We start from the raw sequence: 16,549 nt of genomic DNA on the forward strand, positions 1-16,549 counted from the left end.
GATGCACAAAACCGCGGGTGATATCTGCCGCTTGTGCGCCGCTGGTCAGATTCTGACCGCGCGTCACGACTTCAGGGCCCCGGGTTTTTCCTAGGTCCATACCCGTCCTTTGGGATGGGGATGTCAATCGAAGACAAGGCTTTAAGCGTTCTGCAACGAAACGGCGGATATCGATCGTGCGAACCATCGAATCCTCCCGGCGGTTGCGGATGGGTTGGGAGTCGGCACATCCCCGTTCTCCGAATCCCGGGACATCTTGAAGCGGCACTATCTGGCACAAAAAAGACAGCTCAGTCTGTCTGTTTTATTGAATCAAACTGGAGCGAGACGATGAGACTTGAAGGCAAGGTGGCAATCGTAACGGGTGCGGCCACCGGTATCGGCAACGCGATCGCGAGGAAGTATGCCGCTGAAGGCGCGAAGATCGTGATCGCCGACGTGAAGGGGGCGGAATCGGCCGCCGCCGAATTCGGCCCGGGCGTTGCGCTCGGTGTTCAAGCGAATGTGGCCGATCCGGACAGCGTCCGGCAGATGGCAGCCGCGGCAGTGGAGCAGTTCGGGAAAATCGACGTGCTGGTCAACAACGCCGGCATCTTCACCGGACTCAACGGCATTCCGATGGAGTCGATCCCGGTCGAGGACTGGGATCGACTCTATGCGGTGAACGTCAAGGGCCCGTGGCTGTGCACGAGCGCGGTAGCGGCGGCGATGCGCGAAGGTGGCGGCGGCCGGATCATCAATATCGCTTCGGTCATCGCGCATGTCGGCGTTCCGTTCATGCTGCATTACGTGTCGAGCAAGGGGGCCGTCGCGGCAATGACCCGTGCGATGGCACGCGAATTCGCGGCGACGAAGAGCCGGATCCTGGTCAATTCGATCTCGCCCGGCTACACCCATTCGGCGAACGCGATCGCCAACGCCGGCCAGCATGAGCAATTCGAAGGGGTGGCTTCGCAGATGCGAACGATCGAGCGCCCGCAGCAGCCTGACGACATCGCCGGCGCGGCGCTCTGGCTTGCCAGCGACGAAGCGTCTTACATCAATGGCCAGAACGTCGTCGTGGACGGCGGCATTTTCATGAGTCTCTGATCGTTTCTCGGAGGTTCACTACAGCAATCCATCGCAGAGCTAACGCCATGAATGCAAACGTGCCGCACGTTGCGGACCCGACCCGTCTCAGGAACAAGAACTTGATTGGTGGCCAGTGGAAGGATGCGCTTTCCGGCCAGTCGATCACCGTCGAGAACCCCGCGACCGAAGAGATCATCGCGGAAGTGCCTCGCGGCCAACAGGAGGACATCGACGCGGCCGTGAAGGTTGCGCGAACCACATTCGAGTCCGCCGCGTGGCGCAAGATCCGTCCGATCGATCGCGGCCGGATTCTGGAAAACATCGCTCGCAAGATCGAGGAACATGCCGACGAGCTGGTCTGGCTGGAGTCGGTGGACACCGGCAAGGCGATCTCGTTCGCGAAGGTCATCGATCTTCCGTCGACGGTTGACGTGTTTCGTTACATGGGCGGATGGTGCTCGAAGCTGAGTGGTTCGACGCCGCCGATCTCGTTCGACGGAAAGGAATACCACACGTATACGCGTCGGGAGCCGGTCGGGGTGGTCGGTGCGATCACGCCATGGAATTACCCGCTCGCGCTGGGAGCCTGGAAGATTGCATCGGCGTTGGCCGCGGGTTGCACGATGGTTCTGAAGCCCACCGAGCTGACGCCGCTCAGCACGCTTCGGCTGGCCGAGTTGTGCCTCGAAGCGGGATTGCCCGAAGGCGCGCTGAATATCGTCAACGGTTACGGCCATGAGGCTGGCGAGGCACTGGCGCGTCACCCGGACGTCGACAAGATCACCTTCACCGGGTCGACGGCGGTGGGCAAGAAGATCGTCGAGTATTCGCTCGGAAACATGAAGCGCGTGACGCTGGAACTCGGCGGGAAATCGCCGAGCATCGTCTTCGACGATGCGGACCTGGATCAGGTCGCGCTTGGCGCCGCGTTAGCGGTGTTCTTCAACTCAGGCCAGATCTGCTTTGCCGCGAGCCGTCTGTTCGTGCAGGACAGCGTCTACGATCGCGTGGTCGAGGCGATCGCCGCGGTCGCATCGCAGTTCAAGGTCGGCAACGGCCAGGCAGCCGACACGATGCTCGGCCCGCTGGTGTCGCGCAAGCAGCAGGAGCGCGTGCTGGGTTACGTTCAGTCCGGCATCGAACAAGGCGCGAGCCTCGTGTGCGGCGGCCAGAAGGTGGGCGACAAGGGCTACTTCGTGCAGCCGACCGTGTTTGCCGATGCGAATCAATCGATGAAGATCGTGCAGGAGGAGATCTTCGGGCCGGTTGTCAGCGTCATCCGCTTCAAGGACGAGGCGGAGGCGATTCGCCTCGCGAACGATACGGAGTATGGGCTGGCGGCGAACATCTGGACGCGTGACATCAAGAAGGCACATCGCGTGGCGCACCGGCTGCAGGCGGGTTCGGTATGGATCAACTGTCACGGCGTCATCGACCCGGCCGCGCCGTTCGGCGGGTTCAAGCAGTCCGGCTGGGGGCGTGAAGTATCGGAAGAGGGGCTGGCTGCGTATACCGAAACGAAGACGGTTTGCGCGTTGCTGGACGACTAGTCGATAACCGATTTCCGGGCATTGTGTTTGGGCGGTTGAGGAGACCGATCATGTGGGAATACATTAAGTACTACTTTGCACCGTTCGTGCAGGTGTTGGCGATCTGGGGTTTTTATCGGGGAGGCGACTTCACGTGGATTGCGATCGGCGCGTTTCCGGCCATCGCGATGCTTGACGCGCTGCTGCCGCTCGACCTGTCGGAGCGCAGGATGAAGAGTCACTTCTGGGCCTATCTGCCGGTCTGGATTGCGACGCTTCTGTTACCCGTCATGTACTTCGTCTTTGCATGGTCGGTCGGGCATCACGCGCTGACTGCCCTGCAGATGGCGGGCGGTGTCGCAGGTCTGGCCTGGCTGTCGGTCGTGCCGGGCGTACCGGCGACGCACGAACTCTACCACTCGCGCGGGCGTCTCGCCCGTTTTGTCGGGCGCTACGGGCAGATCGCGTTTCTCGACTGCATGCGCATGGAAGTGCACGTGGTCGGCCATCACCGTGATGTGGGTACCGCGGAGGACGTCGACACCGCGCGTCGCGGAGCGACCCTGTACCGCTTCGTCGTCCGGTCGATGTGGGAGTCGACCCGTCTCGAACTCAAGCTCGATGCCGACACGCTCGAGAAGCGCGGCTACTCGCGCTGGTCGATCCGTCACTCCCTGTGGCGAGCGATCCTTGCCGTCGTGGTGTTCGTCGGCATCATCCATGCAATCGGCGGCGTCAAGGCAGCAGGCCTGTGTTTCATCGCCATGGTGATCGCGCGTTTCTGGGTGGAGGCATTCAACTATTACCAGCACTTCGGTCAGACCCGGGTCGTCGGTACCCCCATCGAGAAGCGGCACGTGTGGAATCACTACGGCACGCTTTCCCGGTTGTACGCGTTCGAGATCACCAATCACGCCGAGCACCACCTGAATTCCTACCTCCCGTACTACAAGCTGGTCCCGGACAGGCAGGCGATCCTCATGCCGAGCATCATCGTCTGCTTCCTTTCGGGGTTCATTCCCCCGTTGTGGTACAGCCGAATCATCAAGCCGGCGCTGCGTCGTTGGGATAACGAATTTGCGTCACCGGCAGAGCGTCGCCTCGCGATGGAGCAGAACCGTAGCGTTGGGTGGGAGGACTGGTTTGACGAGCCGCCGACCAAGCCGGGCAAGCCGACCACGACGGCATGGGCCGGCAGCTGAGCGCGTACTGAACGGAGACTACCTATGACGACGACTCCCCATCTTGTGCAGAGCCAGACGAGAGACCTGCAGCGGCAAATGATCGGGCACGGCATGCTGATTCTGTTGATCGGCATGCTGGCCGGGATCGGGTTGCTGGTGAGCCTGATCGGCGGGCTGGAAACGTGGCCGGGCCGGCTCGTGTCGGTTCACCTGCCAGGAGGCAGCGACGCGTGGGTTCGATTCCACATCGGTCAATTGCTGAACGCCTTTCTGATCGTTCTGGTGGCGCTGACGCTGCCGGTGCTCGGCGTCGAGCCGCGGCTCGGGCGTCGTCTCGGATGGCTCATGGTCGGGACGGGCTGGGCGAACACGCTCTTCTACGGGGCCGCGCTGTTCGCGCCCAACCGTGCGCTTACCTTCGGCAATAACCGGCTGGGAGACGCGAACCTCGCTTCCTTCATCGGACTGGTTCCCGGTTTGGTATTCGCCATCATTTCCATCGTCGTTGTGCTCATCCTGGTCGGACTGTCGTTTCGACGCCCGGTGTGGCCGGCGACCCAAAAGATCAGTGGTGTTTGATGCGAGACTTTCTGAAAGCGGCATTTGGCAAATCGAAGCCCAGGCAATTGCGGATTCTGCCCCAGGACGTGACGATCGAGATCGGGCAAGGACAGACGCTGCTGGAGGCTGCGCTGGCCCAAGGCGTCGCCTACCCGCACGATTGCACGGTTGGCACATGCGCGTCCTGCAAGACTCGCCTCAAGCAGGGGCGGGTTCGAGAGGCGACGCCGTTCGGCTACACGCTGTCCAAGCAGGAGCTCGACGCGGGATACATTCTGGCGTGCCAGGCGTTTCCGCGCGACGAACTCACTGTCGTGGAGATCGAACCGGCTGCGGTCGATCTGCAACCGGCGGAAAAATATGCCGCGACCATCGTCGCAAGCGAGCCGCTCACACACGACATCCTGAAGGTCACGGTGCAGACGGATCGTGCGATCAACTATGCGGCGGGCCAGTACGCGAATCTGCGCAAGGCGGGCGGAGGCAGAGCGCGATCCTACTCTTTCGCGAATGCGCCGCAACGCAAAGGCAGGACGACACTGGAGTTCTATATCCGCAAGGTTCCGGGCGGCGAGTTCACCGAGGCGCTGTTCAGCGGACAACTGGACGGGACATCGCTGGAAATGGAAGGGCCGTTGGGCAATTTCCATTTGCGGGGCGGTGAGGCTCCGATGGTGTGCGTTGCCGGCGGCAGTGGCCTGGCACCGTTGATGAGCGTGCTTGAACATGCGAGGGGAAACCGCATCAGGCGTGACTGCACGCTTTTGTTCGGCGCGCGGACGCAGGCGGATCTGTACCAGCTGGACGCTATCGCGCACATCGCCGCGCACTGGCAAGGCGGCTTCCGGTTCATTCCGGTACTGTCGCACGAACCGATCGACAGCGACTGGCGCGGCGCACGAGGGCTGGTCACCGACCACATCGAAGCAGGGTTCTGCAGCGGGGCCGAGGGTTACCTTTGTGGCCCGCCGCTCATGATCGACGCGGCGATTCCCGCGCTCGGCCGATATGGCATTCCGGTCGACAAGGTGTTCTACGACAAGTTCACCGATAGCGGGACGCGTTGAATGCCTGTCTGCACCGCATAAGAAAATTCAATACGTTATGGAATCCGTATCAAATGGCAAGTGATTGAAATGAAATGCGGTTGAGCGCAGCGATCACGCCGCGCGGTGAGACAAGAGATATAAAAGATCGGAGACAAAGCATGACGGGAGCACGTGCTGCCTTGGCGGCAGGATGTCTGATCGCCCAATGTTCGAGCGGGACCGTATGGGCTCAGGACGCATTCAATATTAGTGCCATCGGCGCCGGTTCGCTCGCGATGGGGGGCGTGGCCGCGGCCAGCAATGTCGGTCTGCCCGGCATGATGGTGAATCCGGCCACCCTTGGGCTCATGAGCGAGGGAAGCTACGGCGAGCTCGGTGCCGGGGTGATCTCGGCTAACGTCAAGGCAAAAAATGAAGCGACCGGGGAGATCGCAGACTCCCATACGCGAGGCAGGAACAACGGGCCCTACTATGCGCCCGAGCTGGCCTACCTGTGGCGATATCGACGTTATGCACTGGGCATTGGGGTGTTTGCGTCGTCTGGTGTCGGGACCGAATATGGCACGGGCAGCTTTCTTTCTCGAACGACGACAAATGGCGTAGACACGGGGCTGGATAATTTTTCCCGTCTCATGGCATTGAAAATCCCCTTTTCAATGGCGTATCAAGTGACCGACAAGCTGACCGTCGGCGGGGCAGTGGAGGCTGTCCTGATCGCGGCGAACATGGGCTTGTTGTTCGATGCTTCACAACTCGGCGTGCTTGGGGCCCAGGGAAGACTCTCGGGAGGATTGTTGTCGTCGTTGATGAGCGTTCCGGGTCTTTCAGGCGCTCAACTGCAATTCAGCAACGGCAAGATCGCCGGCGGCGCGGCCGATGGCTGGGGAGTGAGCGGCAAGCTCGGGTTGACCTATCAGGCTACGCCAAGGACAAGGCTGGGGCTCGCATACCAATTCAAGACGCACGTCAGCGACTTGACCGGGAGTGCGCAGGTTACCGCCGTCAGTGCTTCCGCCGGCAATATTCCGATCGGCGGTACGGTACGCATCGTCGATTTTCAGTTGCCTGCTTCGTTCACGGTCGGTATCAGCCAGGACCTGTCGGATCGGCTCACGGTCGCGGCGGACTATCAGCGCGTGTTCTGGCGCGATGTCATGAGCAGTTTGCAAGTCGCGTTCGCCCAGGATGGATCAGGCAAGGGCATTTCCTTGTCGCTCCCGCTGAACTACAGGGACACCAACGTGTTCTCCATTGGCGCGCAATACCGATACAACCAGAACTGGACATTTCGTGGCGGCTTCCACTATGCGCAGGAGGCGGCGCCGGGTTCCGGATTGCTTGCCATCATTCCTTCGACGCCGACCACGAGCATCACGGCGGGCGGTGCCTATACGTTCAATCGAGGCGGGACGATCGACTTCGCGCTGGGCTATTCGCTTCCCAAGCGCGTGGCCAGCAGCGGGAACACCGGGAGCAGCGTGCCGATCTCGGTGACCGATTCGATGTTTCACGTCGCGTGTTCCTATACGCAGCGGTTCTAGTGTCGCGTCGCGCGTTATTTGATGAGTGATATATGCAAGCTGAATCTCCGAGTTTCGATGTCGTCGTGATTGGTGCTGGAGCGGGCGGGATATGTGCGGCTGCTCGTCTCGCCCATCTGGGTTATAGAACGCTGCTTGTCGAATCACTCGATCGCGTGGGGGGACGGGCGTCGACCAGGGAAGTCGACGGCTTCCAGTGCAATACGGGCGCACTGATCATCGAAGTGGATGGTGCCGTTGCGAAGACCTACGAGGATCTGGGGCTTGCGCTCGATCTCCATATTCCCCGGCGTGCATCGACTGTTCTGCGAGCGAACGGGAAAGACATCAACCTGTCGGAAGGCATCGGCGGGTGGCTGCGGAATACGGGGCCAAAGGCAATTGCGGCGATGACGGGCCTCATCCCGTGGCTTGCTCCCAAGAAGGGGCAGTCGCTTTCCGAATGGTTGAACCGGTTTACCCGCAGCCCGGCTGTTCATGGCCTGATCGATAACGCGGTAGGCGCGATGTTTGCGGCGAACAGCACGATATTCAAGGCGGACGTCTTTCTGCACTACTTCACAAAGGACACCGCATTCAGGAAGTTCGGACTGCCGCCAGGCGGAACGATCGAGGTGTGGAAGCCGTTGGTCGATCTGATTGCGTCGAAGGGGGGCGAGGTCTGGCTCGATGCTTCCGTGAAGGCACTCGAATTCTCTGCCACGGGCCTGGTCGATGCCGTCGTGATCGAGAGGGGCGGACGATCGACGACGGTTTCCTGCAACGTCGTCGTCAGCAATATCGGCCCGCTGCAGACAGCGCTGCTGGCAGAAGAGGCGCAGTTTCCCCGCGGCTACGTGCAATCGGTTCGCGATGCGACTCATCCCGCCGCAATCATTACGGTCCACTTCGCCAGCCGGCAACCGCTTGCGCATTTTCCGGGGCTGGCGTTGTTCGCAAAGACAAGGCGCATGGTGTATGCGGCGAATTTCAGCGCACCGGAGCTCAAGCGCGCACCGCCTGGATGGCACCTGTATTGCGGTGCATCGGTACCTCGACCACCTTGCGGACAGTTCGACGTGGAGAAGGAAACGGCACTGCTGCTTGATGATCTTCGCGAGCATTTTCCCGGCTTCGACAACGCCAGGATCGTCGCCGTTGACGTCACCGCGCATGAATGGCCCGCGCAGCGCGCCGTTACCGGCTACGACCTGCCCAGTCAGACGCCGGTGGGCAATCTCTGGAACGTGGGGGATGGCGTCAAGCCATGGGGATCGGGGGGGACGGCTGCTTGCGCGGAAGTCGCGAGAAGGGTGGTCGAGGATATCCAGGTGCGCTTTCCGTTGTCCTTGCCGGCATCACGTTTGAATGTGAGCGCGAGCGGAGAACATGAAGCGGTTCGAATGTAAGCCCGGCGACTCCGTTTCGATGAATTCGGGGCGTCGTAGCGAATGGGAGGAACAATTGTGAAGGTTGCAGTCATTGGTGCCGGCCCGGCCGGATGTACCGCCGCATATACATTGCGAAAGCATGGGCATGAGACCGTGTTGTTCGAAAGCCAGGATCATGTCGGCGGGCGAACGAGCCAGGTTCATCGCGACGGATTCAATCTCGGCTCCGGCGCCTTGTTCCTCATGGGGGGAATCTATCCGCGAACGAATGCGATCCTCAAGGAGCTGGGCCGTCACGGCGAATTGGTCGCATGGGACGCCAAGACGCATGTCGTCGATTGGGACAGGCAGCGCTACACCGTGGATTTCGATCAGGTGCTGAGTTTCCTGAAGCTGCCTGTCTTCAGTACGCTCGACAAGCTCCGGATCGGTCTGGGTGTCCTGAAACAACTGCTGTCCCCGGGGCCGAAATCCTGCTTTGACGGTGCGGAGCTGGCCAAGCATGACAACGGCGAGCACCTGGAGAACTGGTCCTTGCGTGTTCTCGGGAAGAAGGGGCATCACTACATTACGGTTCCGTATATGGGATTCCTGTATGCGGTGCCGATGAATTGGCTGTCGACGCCGCTGTATCAGGCCATCATCCAGCAGTTTTACAAACTCTCGCTGCAGGTTCCGCCCAAAGGCGTGGGGCAGATTTGCGACTGGCTCATTGAAGGGGCTTCGGGCGTCGATCTCCGTCTGTCAAGCCCGGTGAGGGGGATCTACAAGAACGATCGGAACTACACGATCGCGTCGAACAACGAGCTTTACACCGTCGATGCGGTCATTCTCGCGTCGGAGCCCGGCGTATCGGCCGATCTGCTCGAGGGCGTGGTGTCGGAGCAGGCGACCGGGAAACTCAGAAAATGCCTGTATTCCGAATACGCACACGTTCAAGTCTGCTACGCGAATAATCCGTGGCCGAACTTCCCGGTGAGCGTTGCGTTGCCTGCCAACGACCTTCGAAACTGGGGCGCCTGCGTCCTGCAGAGCAAACGACATCCGAATGCGGTTCCGCCTGGCGGCGAGGCAGTGGGTGTCTACTTCTACACGCCGCCGCTGGAACACATGACGGATGACGACATCAAGCGCGAGGCGGTGACCGCGGTAACGGAAGTTTTCGGTGCGGCTCCGGAACCGACATTCGTTCACCTGTTCCGCTACAAGCGCGGTCTTTCGATCGCAGGCCCCGGACACTACGCAATGCTGAACTCGCTGCACGGCGAAATGCCGAAGGGCATCTATCTGGCGGGAGATTATTTCGCCCATGCGGGCGTTGAAGCGGCCGTATTGAGCGGTGAGCTGGCTGCGAACCGCCTGATGGGGCGAGCATAAGCGCATTGGCGAGTCGACGAATTCAAGACAGGTGATTGGCACTACTTTCTTGTTAAAGACACACAACCAGCACGAAGGAGAGAGATGATGGATTCAACGATGAGCAATCGCGCATATTTCCGGTACTGGCGGCTTTGTGCACTGTGCGGGCCGATTTTTCTGGCTGCCTTCCTGCTGTGCTGGGGCATGCTCGGGTACAACATTCCGCCCATCCCGGCCGATCGAACACCGGAACAGATGGCTGATTTCTTCCGGCATCACTACAACGAAGTGCGTGCCGGCATGGCCGGTGCGATGCTCTTCGGCGTGCTGTATTTGCCGTGGACCTTGTCGATCACCAACGTGATGAAATCGCTCAATCCGGAGGAAAACGATGTCCTTTCGACCTTGCAGATGTGGGGCGGCGGCCTGACGGTCGTGCCCCTGGTGACATCGTCTGTCTTCTGGTTGACGGGGGCGTATCGTCCTGACGTACTGTCGCCGGTCACGCTGCAGATGCTCTATGACATGGGCTGGCTGTTGATCGACATGTTCTATGCGATCACCACCATTCCGATGGTCGCGATCGGAATGGCCGGCCTGACGGACCGGCGTGCAAAGCCGCTGTTTCCTCGATGGGCCTGCTGGTATTCGATCTGGGCCGGCCTGAGCTTTCTCTTCGAATTGATGATGCCGGTGTTCAAGACGGGACTGTTTGCTCGACAGGGATGGTTGAATTTCTGGGTCGAGTTCCTCGTGTGGTTCGGGTACATCCTGCTGATCACGTTTTATGTTTTCAAGGCAGTGCCGCGGCTCGAGCAGGAGCGCGCGGATCGATTGAAGCTGGCAGGAAACGTCGCGCGCCAATCGGTCGGTGCGCGTCTGTCGAACGCATGACCTCATTGCACGGTGGGTCGATATGACTAGTCTTGGCTCCCCGGCTTCGGCAGACGCAGCGGTCGAAGCCCCGCGACAAGGTGCCCGGCCCGTGTCGGTGCCCGGCATCCTGTTCTTCATCCTCGCCGATATTGCGATATTCGGCGCGTTCTTCGTGGCGTTCATGACCGAGAGGCGCGGTCAGCTCGGCGTGTTTGACGTCTCGTCCCGCAGCTTGAATATCGGGCTCGGTCTGCTCAATACGTTGATCTTGATGACGAGCGGCATGTTCGTGGCATTTGCGGTCAACGCCGCACGGCGCGCGCAGGTGGGTCAGGTCAGGCGTTGGTTGCTGTTGGCCATGTTGGTTGGTGCCGGTTTTGGGGTGACGAAGCTGACTGAATACTTCGACAAGTTTTCCCATGGCATCAGTATGCTGACCAACGATTTCTTCATGTTCTATTTCGTGCTGACAGGTGCGCATTTCATCCACTTCGTCGCCGGAATGATCATTCTTGCGACGCTCTGGTTCAGGGCTGCCCGCGAGCCGGTGCATGACGGGCCGTTGTTTGAGTGGATCGAGGCAGGCGCACTGTACTGGCATATGGTCGACCTGCTCTGGATCGTTATTTTCCCGATGCTTTATCTGGTGGGAGCGCAATGATGGAGCAGGCGCATACGACTTCGGCCCGGGCGTTCTTCGTGTGGTTGTTTTTGATGGTGGCGACGCTTTGCAGTGGTTTTCTTGCAGAGCACCATGGTTTTGCCAACGGATTGACGGCGGTTGTGGCCATCATGTTCATCGCGGCGATCAAGGGGCGCGCAGTGCTGTTGCACTTTATGGAGATCAAGGCGGCACCGCTGCCGTGGCGTATCGCATTCGAGGCCTGGATGTGGGGCGTGTGTGGCGCGATTGTCGCGATCTGGGCCGGCAGCGGCGCTTGACGTTCGCCTTTACCGGGCGGGCTTGACCCTTGTGCGTCGACCCGCCTGGGCAGGTCGACCGGGAGGGGGCGCGCTTGAGCGGGGCACTCGTGCTGCTGCATCGCAGCAGCGAAATATGGCCATTCCGAGTTGACACAAACACGCTGCCGCACAACAATTGCGAAAAAACAGACGGGATAGTCTGTTTGTATGTTGTGGGTTGAGGAACACGGACGCATTCAGACGGGATCGTGATGAACGAAAGGATCAAGAGGATTGTGATCGCTGGAGCAGGTCAGGCCGGAGCGACGGTTGCATTTGGTCTGCGCGAGGGTGGTTTCGACGGCGAGATCGCGTTGATTGGAGAGGAGTCGCACCTTCCTTACGAGCGGCCGCAACTGTCGAAGGAAATGCTGCGGCCAGCGTCGGCCGAACTGCGGTTGATCAAGGCGCGTGCCGAATTCGAGCGGCATGGAATTCAGCTCAGCCTCGGTCGCAAGGTCGTCCGGACCGACGCGAGCCTGCGTCAGGTCTTGCTGGACGACGGGGGCGCGATCACGTTCGACCGGTTGGTCATCGCAACGGGCGTGAATCCTCGGCAGTTGCCGGCGACGGTCGCCGACCCCGCGCGGGTGCGCTATCTGCGTACGGTCGAAGATGCCCGCAAGCTGCGGGTGGACCTGGAAGGCGGCGAGCCCATCGCGATTGTGGGCGGCGGCGTCATCGGGCTGGAAGTTGCCGCGGCGGCACGCGCGCTGGGATGCCAGGTGACGGTGATAGAGAGCGCGGATCGGCTGATGTCGAGAAGTGTGGACGACGTGGTGTCCCGTTACCTCGACAGGGTACATGCACGCGAAGGTGTGGATGTCCGCTATGGGGTACAGGTGACGGGACCATTCGAGGATGGCCGCCTGACATTGTCTGACGGCAGCTCGGTCGCTGCGCGCGTCCTGGTGGTCGGGATCGGCGTCACGCCGAACGTTGGCGGTTTCGACGACCTTGGCATTACGGATGCCGCGGGCGTGCGGGTGGATGCATACGGTCAGACCGCCATCGACGGCATCTTCGCGGCGGGGGATATCGCTTCGCAGCCGGCAGGCAGCGCGTTTGGGCGGATCGAGACGTGGGCCAACGCTCGAGATCATGCGCTGAACGTGGTCAGGAATCTTCTGGGCGAGTCCGTGCGTTACGAATCGCCGGTGTGGTTCTGGTCCGACCAGGGGCGGACAAACCTTCAGGTTGTCGGGAATGCGACGTGCGGGACGCGAGTCATCCGGGGCGACGGAAGCGGAGCCGCCTTCAGTATTTTCTGGCTGGACGAAGGCGGTCACGTCACCGGCTGCTCGTCCGTCAATTCGCCCAAGGACATGGCGGTCGCACGCCGCTGGGTGAAACAGGGAAATCGAGTGGACCCGCGGCACCTCGCCGATTCGGGCATCCCGTTACGCAATTGCGTGCTTTGAGCGCGCACGATCCAAATCGAGAGGACAAGAACATGACGAGTGAGACGAAGTGGATGGCGATCGATGAGCAGAATCTCCAGTTCCGGGTGGCCCGGGAGACGTTTGTCAGCGAGCAGATTCTGTTCGACGAATACGAGAAGATCTTCGACACGTGCTGGCTCTATGTCGGGCACGTATCGGAGTTCAAAAAGCCCGGCGACTTCGTCACCCGTACGATCGCGCGTCGCAATCTGCTGGTGACCATGGGCACGGACAACAGCATCAACGCGTTCTTCAATACGTGCCCGCACCGTGGTGCGACGGTCTGTCGAGATCGTTCCGGCAACTCGAAGAACTTCCAGTGCTTCTACCACGGCTGGGTGTTTGGTTGCGACGGCAACCTGAAGAGCCAGCCGGGCAAGGAGCGATATTGCGCTGACTTCATCGCGAGCGGCGCAGGCAACCTCGTTCCCGTGCCGAAGTTCGATATCTACGCCGGCTTCTGTTTTGTCAGTTTCAACGCGGACGTGGAACCGCTGCCCGACTATCTGGCGGGGGCGAAGGAATACCTCGACCTGGTGTCGAAGTATTCGGAGAGCGGCATGGCGATTTCCAGCGGCACGCAGGAGTATGCGATTCGTGCGAACTGGAAGCTGCTGGTGGAAAACAGCGTGGACGGTTATCACGCCGTCAGTACGCATGCGACCTACCTCGACTATCTGAAGAACACCAACGGTAGCCTGTCGAGCACGAAGCTCGAAGGGACGAGTTATGACCTCGGCAACGGTCACGCGGTGCTCGAGTACACCGCGCCGTGGGGACGTCCGATTGCGTCGTGGGTGCCGCTGTGGGGTGAGGATGGCAAGAAGGAGATCGACGGAATTTACGCGCGCCTCGTCGAACTGCACGGCGAGGAAATGGCCGAGCGTATGGCGCACAAGAACCGCAACCTGCTGATCTTCCCGAATCTCGTCATCAACGACATCATGGCGATCACGGTGCGGACGTTCTATCCGCAGGCGCCGAACTACATGCTGGTCAACGGCTGGTCACTCGCGCCCAACGAAGAATCCGACTGGGCGAAGAAATTCCGGCTCAGCAACTTCCTCGAGTTCCTCGGGCCGGGCGGGTTTGCCACGCCGGACGACGTCGAAGCGCTGGAGTCGTGCCAGAACGGATTCAACAACTATCGTCTCGTTCCGTGGAGCGATATCTCCAAGGGAATGGGCAAGGCGTCGCCCAACTACGACGACGAGTTGCAGATGCGCGCGTTCTGGACGCGCTGGAACCAGTACATCAGCGCTTCGTCCTCGTCGAAGCCGAATGCCGATCAACGCTCGGCGCAAACCGCAGCTTGAGGATACGCACATGAATGCCATCACGATCGAAAAGGAACCGGTGCGTATCCCGTCGTCCCGCGACTTCGCGGAATACGTGACGAGAGTCGAAGTCGAGGACCTGCTGTTTCACGAGGCAGAGCTGCTCGATACGTGGCAGCTCCACGACTGGTTGTCGCTGTTCACCGACGACGGCACCTACTATGTGCCGTCGACCGATCTGCCGCGCACTGCAAGTGCGGACGACAGCCTGTTCTACATCGCCGATGACCCGGTGCGGCTGCGCGAGCGAGTGATCCGGCTGATGAAGAAAACCGCACACTCCGAATATCCGCGATCGCGCACCCGGCATCTGGTCGGCAACGTCCGCATCCTCGACGCCGGTCCGGACGAGATCAAGGTCGCGGCGGCTTTCGTGACCTACCGGATCAAGTTCGGCAGCAACGATGCGTATGTCGGGAGCACGCACTATCGCCTGCGGCGTGTCGACGGACAGTTGCGGATCGCGGAAAAGCGCTGTTTCCTGGATCTCGAAGCGCTGCGCCCGCACGGGCGGGTGAGCATCATTCTCTGAGCGAGGCCAATCATGGATATCACGCTTCCTTTCCGCTACAAGAAACTTGGCTACGCCGCGCTCAACGTCACCAACCTCGACCGCTCCATCGCGTTTTATACGGAGATCGTCGGCCTCGAGCTGATGCAACGGAGCGAGGGTGTCGCGTATCTGCGATGCGGCCGGGATCATCACAGCATGCTCCTGTGCGAGTCGCCGGAACATGGGCTCAAGCGGGTGGGTTTCGAACTGGAGCAGGAAAGCGACGTTCGGGCAGCGTTCGATCATTTCGAGCGGCTCGACATGGCACCGGCCTGGGTGCCGCAGGAAGAATCCCGGCAGATGAAGCAGGGACCGGGATTCCGGGTGCGGGAACGCCATAGCGGATTGCTGTTCGAGCTGTTCGTCGGCAACACGCATATGGGCAAGCCGTTCGTGCCGACGGTCGCGAAAATCGCCCGCATCGGCCACGTGGTGATCGGCTCCGAAAACTTCGCGGCAAGCCGGGATTCGCTCGTGAGCGATTTCGGATTCCGGGTGTCGGATCTGATCGAGGATCGCATCGCGTTCATGCGCTGCCATCCGAATCCGTTTCATCACACGTTCGCGGTCGGGCCGGCGAGCAGCAATCATTTCCATCACGTGAATTTCATGGTGACGGACATCGACGACATCGGCAAGGCGCTCTACCGGATCAAGAAGCACGACGTGAAGGTGGTGTTCGGCCCGGGCAGGCATCCGCCGTCCGACAGCATCTTCTTCTACTTCCTCGATCCGGACGGGATCACCGTGGAGTACAGCTTTGGCATGGAGGAATTCGCGGAACACGGCGCCCGGCCGCCGCGCTACATGGAGCCCGTACCCGAGTCGCTCGACGTGTGGGGCGCGGTGCCGGACGGCCAGTTCGGCCGCAGCGGTCCGATCGAGTGCGCAGGAGAAGAGGCGTCGGTGTCGAGGATTCAGAAGGTGATCGGTTGAGCGTGATGAAAAACAAACAGAACAGTCTGGATGAATATGTCGCGGTGGTCACCGGCGGCGCTCACGGCATCGGGTTGGGCATTGCCGAGCGGTTGCTGCGACTGGGCGCGAAGGTCATGGTGTCGGATCTCGATCGCGAAGGGCTGGCGGCCAGTCGCGAACGCCTCGCGAAGTCGTACGGCAACGCGATTGCCGCGCACGCGGCGGATCTGTCCAGGGAGCGCGGCGTGCAATCGTTGCATCGCGCTGTCACGAAGCGCTTCGGGCCCGCGCAGATCCTCGTCAATTGTGCCGGCGGCGGTGTCATCCGCCCGTTCCTCGAGCACACGCCCGAGACGCTGAAGGCAACCATCGACAGGAACCTGTGGACGGCCATCTGGTGTAGCCGCGTGTTTCTGCCGGACATGGTCGCTGCGGCGTACGGCCGGATCGTCAACATCGGTGCCGATTCGGTTCGCAACGGCCTTCCCGATCACGCGGGATACAACGCGGCAAAGGGCGGCGTGCATGCATTGACGACGGGCCTGGCGCGCGAGTTCGCATTGAACGGCATCACCGTGAACACGGTGGCGCCTTGCGCGGTGAATACGGACGCGTGGGTGAAAGTGAAGCAGTCGAATCCGGACCTCGCGCAACGGTTCGTGGACGTGATTCCGATCGGCCGGGTGGGGGAGGTCGAGGAAGTGGCTTCGATGGTGGGTTATCTGGCGTTGCCGGAGGCGGCGTTCGTCACCGGTCAGGTAATCAGTGTCAACGGCGGCAGCGCGATGTTGTGAGG

Annotated in this window: 16 protein-coding genes; all 16 read left to right on the plus strand. The window is 60.9% G+C overall.

Translation table 11 applies throughout. The features are described 5' to 3' along the window. Positions 1–120: 120 nt before the first annotated feature. The 16 genes from JYJ84_RS00195 (at position 121) to JYJ84_RS00270 (ending at position 16,547) form a co-directional block, all read left to right on the plus strand. Positions 121–1,089 carry an SDR family NAD(P)-dependent oxidoreductase gene (locus JYJ84_RS00195; RefSeq protein WP_175221975.1) on the plus strand — a complete coding sequence of 323 codons (969 nt, stop codon included), beginning with the start codon at positions 121–123 and terminating at the stop codon, positions 1,087–1,089. Positions 1,090–1,136: 47 nt separating this feature from the next. Continuing rightward, positions 1,137–2,621, plus strand: a complete 1,485-nt coding sequence (locus JYJ84_RS00200; RefSeq protein WP_175221974.1) for an aldehyde dehydrogenase family protein — start codon at positions 1,137–1,139, stop codon at positions 2,619–2,621. 50 nt (positions 2,622–2,671) lie between these two features. Continuing rightward, complete coding sequence (locus JYJ84_RS00205) at positions 2,672–3,802, plus strand: alkane 1-monooxygenase (RefSeq protein ID WP_175222005.1); 1,131 nt, start codon at positions 2,672–2,674, stop codon at positions 3,800–3,802. 24 nt (positions 3,803–3,826) lie between these two features. Further along, a complete protein-coding gene (gene styC, locus JYJ84_RS00210) occupies positions 3,827–4,363 on the plus strand; it encodes a styrene-oxide isomerase StyC (RefSeq protein ID WP_164462912.1) in 537 nt (178 codons plus the stop codon). Then, positions 4,363–5,412: a 2Fe-2S iron-sulfur cluster-binding protein gene (locus tag JYJ84_RS00215; protein ID WP_175221973.1), complete on the plus strand. Its 1,050-nt coding sequence runs from the start codon at positions 4,363–4,365 to the stop codon at positions 5,410–5,412. The genes styC and JYJ84_RS00215 overlap by 1 nt, the downstream gene beginning before the upstream one ends. Positions 5,413–5,552: 140 nt before the next feature. Beyond that, positions 5,553–6,935, plus strand: coding sequence for an OmpP1/FadL family transporter (locus tag JYJ84_RS00220; protein ID WP_175221972.1), 1,383 nt, complete (start codon positions 5,553–5,555; stop codon positions 6,933–6,935). Between the two features lie 32 nt (positions 6,936–6,967). Further along, complete coding sequence (locus JYJ84_RS00225; protein WP_175221971.1) at positions 6,968–8,323, plus strand: NAD(P)/FAD-dependent oxidoreductase; 1,356 nt, start codon at positions 6,968–6,970, stop codon at positions 8,321–8,323. A gap of 42 nt (positions 8,324–8,365) precedes the next feature. Continuing rightward, positions 8,366–9,682 (plus strand): NAD(P)/FAD-dependent oxidoreductase, encoded by a 1,317-nt coding sequence (locus tag JYJ84_RS00230; protein WP_175221970.1) that lies wholly within the window; start codon positions 8,366–8,368, stop codon positions 9,680–9,682. A 99-nt stretch (positions 9,683–9,781) separates the two neighbouring features. After that, a complete protein-coding gene (locus JYJ84_RS00235; protein ID WP_175017070.1) occupies positions 9,782–10,558 on the plus strand; it encodes a hypothetical protein in 777 nt (258 codons plus the stop codon). 22 nt (positions 10,559–10,580) lie between these two features. Then, positions 10,581–11,201: a cytochrome c oxidase subunit 3 gene (locus tag JYJ84_RS00240; RefSeq protein WP_175221969.1), complete on the plus strand. Its 621-nt coding sequence runs from the start codon at positions 10,581–10,583 to the stop codon at positions 11,199–11,201. Further along, positions 11,201–11,482: a cytochrome C oxidase subunit IV family protein gene (locus JYJ84_RS00245; RefSeq protein ID WP_175222004.1), complete on the plus strand. Its 282-nt coding sequence runs from the start codon at positions 11,201–11,203 to the stop codon at positions 11,480–11,482. Before JYJ84_RS00240 ends, JYJ84_RS00245 begins: the two co-directional genes overlap by 1 nt. Positions 11,483–11,715: 233 nt before the next feature. Next, positions 11,716–12,924 (plus strand): NAD(P)/FAD-dependent oxidoreductase, encoded by a 1,209-nt coding sequence (locus JYJ84_RS00250; protein ID WP_175221968.1) that lies wholly within the window; start codon positions 11,716–11,718, stop codon positions 12,922–12,924. A gap of 32 nt (positions 12,925–12,956) precedes the next feature. Further along, positions 12,957–14,261 (plus strand): Rieske 2Fe-2S domain-containing protein, encoded by a 1,305-nt coding sequence (locus tag JYJ84_RS00255; protein ID WP_122950344.1) that lies wholly within the window; start codon positions 12,957–12,959, stop codon positions 14,259–14,261. A 10-nt stretch (positions 14,262–14,271) separates the two neighbouring features. Beyond that, positions 14,272–14,814, plus strand: coding sequence for an aromatic-ring-hydroxylating dioxygenase subunit beta (locus tag JYJ84_RS00260; protein ID WP_174957572.1), 543 nt, complete (start codon positions 14,272–14,274; stop codon positions 14,812–14,814). Positions 14,815–14,826: 12 nt separating this feature from the next. Continuing rightward, positions 14,827–15,771, plus strand: coding sequence for a VOC family protein (locus JYJ84_RS00265; RefSeq protein ID WP_175221967.1), 945 nt, complete (start codon positions 14,827–14,829; stop codon positions 15,769–15,771). Continuing rightward, positions 15,672–16,547 carry an SDR family oxidoreductase gene (locus tag JYJ84_RS00270; RefSeq protein ID WP_236027636.1) on the plus strand — a complete coding sequence of 292 codons (876 nt, stop codon included), beginning with the start codon at positions 15,672–15,674 and terminating at the stop codon, positions 16,545–16,547. The genes JYJ84_RS00265 and JYJ84_RS00270 overlap by 100 nt, the downstream gene beginning before the upstream one ends. Positions 16,548–16,549: the final 2 nt, after the last annotated feature.

The sequence above is a fragment of the Burkholderia sp. LMG 13014 genome, from assembly GCF_905232215.1.
In the GTDB taxonomy this organism is placed as follows: Bacteria; Pseudomonadota; Gammaproteobacteria; order Burkholderiales; family Burkholderiaceae; genus Burkholderia.

Bases quoted from the DNA above. Each gene is read 5' to 3' on its own strand.
- JYJ84_RS00195 (WP_175221975.1), top strand. From the start codon at position 121: ATGTCAATCGAAGACAAGGCTTTAAGCGTTCTGCAACGAAACGGCGGA.
- JYJ84_RS00200 (WP_175221974.1), top strand. From the start codon at position 1,137: ATGAATGCAAACGTGCCGCACGTTGCGGACCCGACCCGTCTCAGGAAC.
- JYJ84_RS00205 (WP_175222005.1), top strand. From the start codon at position 2,672: ATGTGGGAATACATTAAGTACTACTTTGCACCGTTCGTGCAGGTGTTG.
- styC (WP_164462912.1), top strand. From the start codon at position 3,827: ATGACGACGACTCCCCATCTTGTGCAGAGCCAGACGAGAGACCTGCAG.
- JYJ84_RS00215 (WP_175221973.1), top strand. From the start codon at position 4,363: ATGCGAGACTTTCTGAAAGCGGCATTTGGCAAATCGAAGCCCAGGCAA.
- JYJ84_RS00220 (WP_175221972.1), top strand. From the start codon at position 5,553: ATGACGGGAGCACGTGCTGCCTTGGCGGCAGGATGTCTGATCGCCCAA.
- JYJ84_RS00225 (WP_175221971.1), top strand. From the start codon at position 6,968: ATGCAAGCTGAATCTCCGAGTTTCGATGTCGTCGTGATTGGTGCTGGA.
- JYJ84_RS00230 (WP_175221970.1), top strand. From the start codon at position 8,366: ATGGGAGGAACAATTGTGAAGGTTGCAGTCATTGGTGCCGGCCCGGCC.
- JYJ84_RS00235 (WP_175017070.1), top strand. From the start codon at position 9,782: ATGAGCAATCGCGCATATTTCCGGTACTGGCGGCTTTGTGCACTGTGC.
- JYJ84_RS00240 (WP_175221969.1), top strand. From the start codon at position 10,581: ATGACTAGTCTTGGCTCCCCGGCTTCGGCAGACGCAGCGGTCGAAGCC.
- JYJ84_RS00245 (WP_175222004.1), top strand. From the start codon at position 11,201: ATGGAGCAGGCGCATACGACTTCGGCCCGGGCGTTCTTCGTGTGGTTG.
- JYJ84_RS00250 (WP_175221968.1), top strand. From the start codon at position 11,716: ATGAACGAAAGGATCAAGAGGATTGTGATCGCTGGAGCAGGTCAGGCC.
- JYJ84_RS00255 (WP_122950344.1), top strand. From the start codon at position 12,957: ATGACGAGTGAGACGAAGTGGATGGCGATCGATGAGCAGAATCTCCAG.
- JYJ84_RS00260 (WP_174957572.1), top strand. From the start codon at position 14,272: ATGAATGCCATCACGATCGAAAAGGAACCGGTGCGTATCCCGTCGTCC.
- JYJ84_RS00265 (WP_175221967.1), top strand. From the start codon at position 14,827: ATGGATATCACGCTTCCTTTCCGCTACAAGAAACTTGGCTACGCCGCG.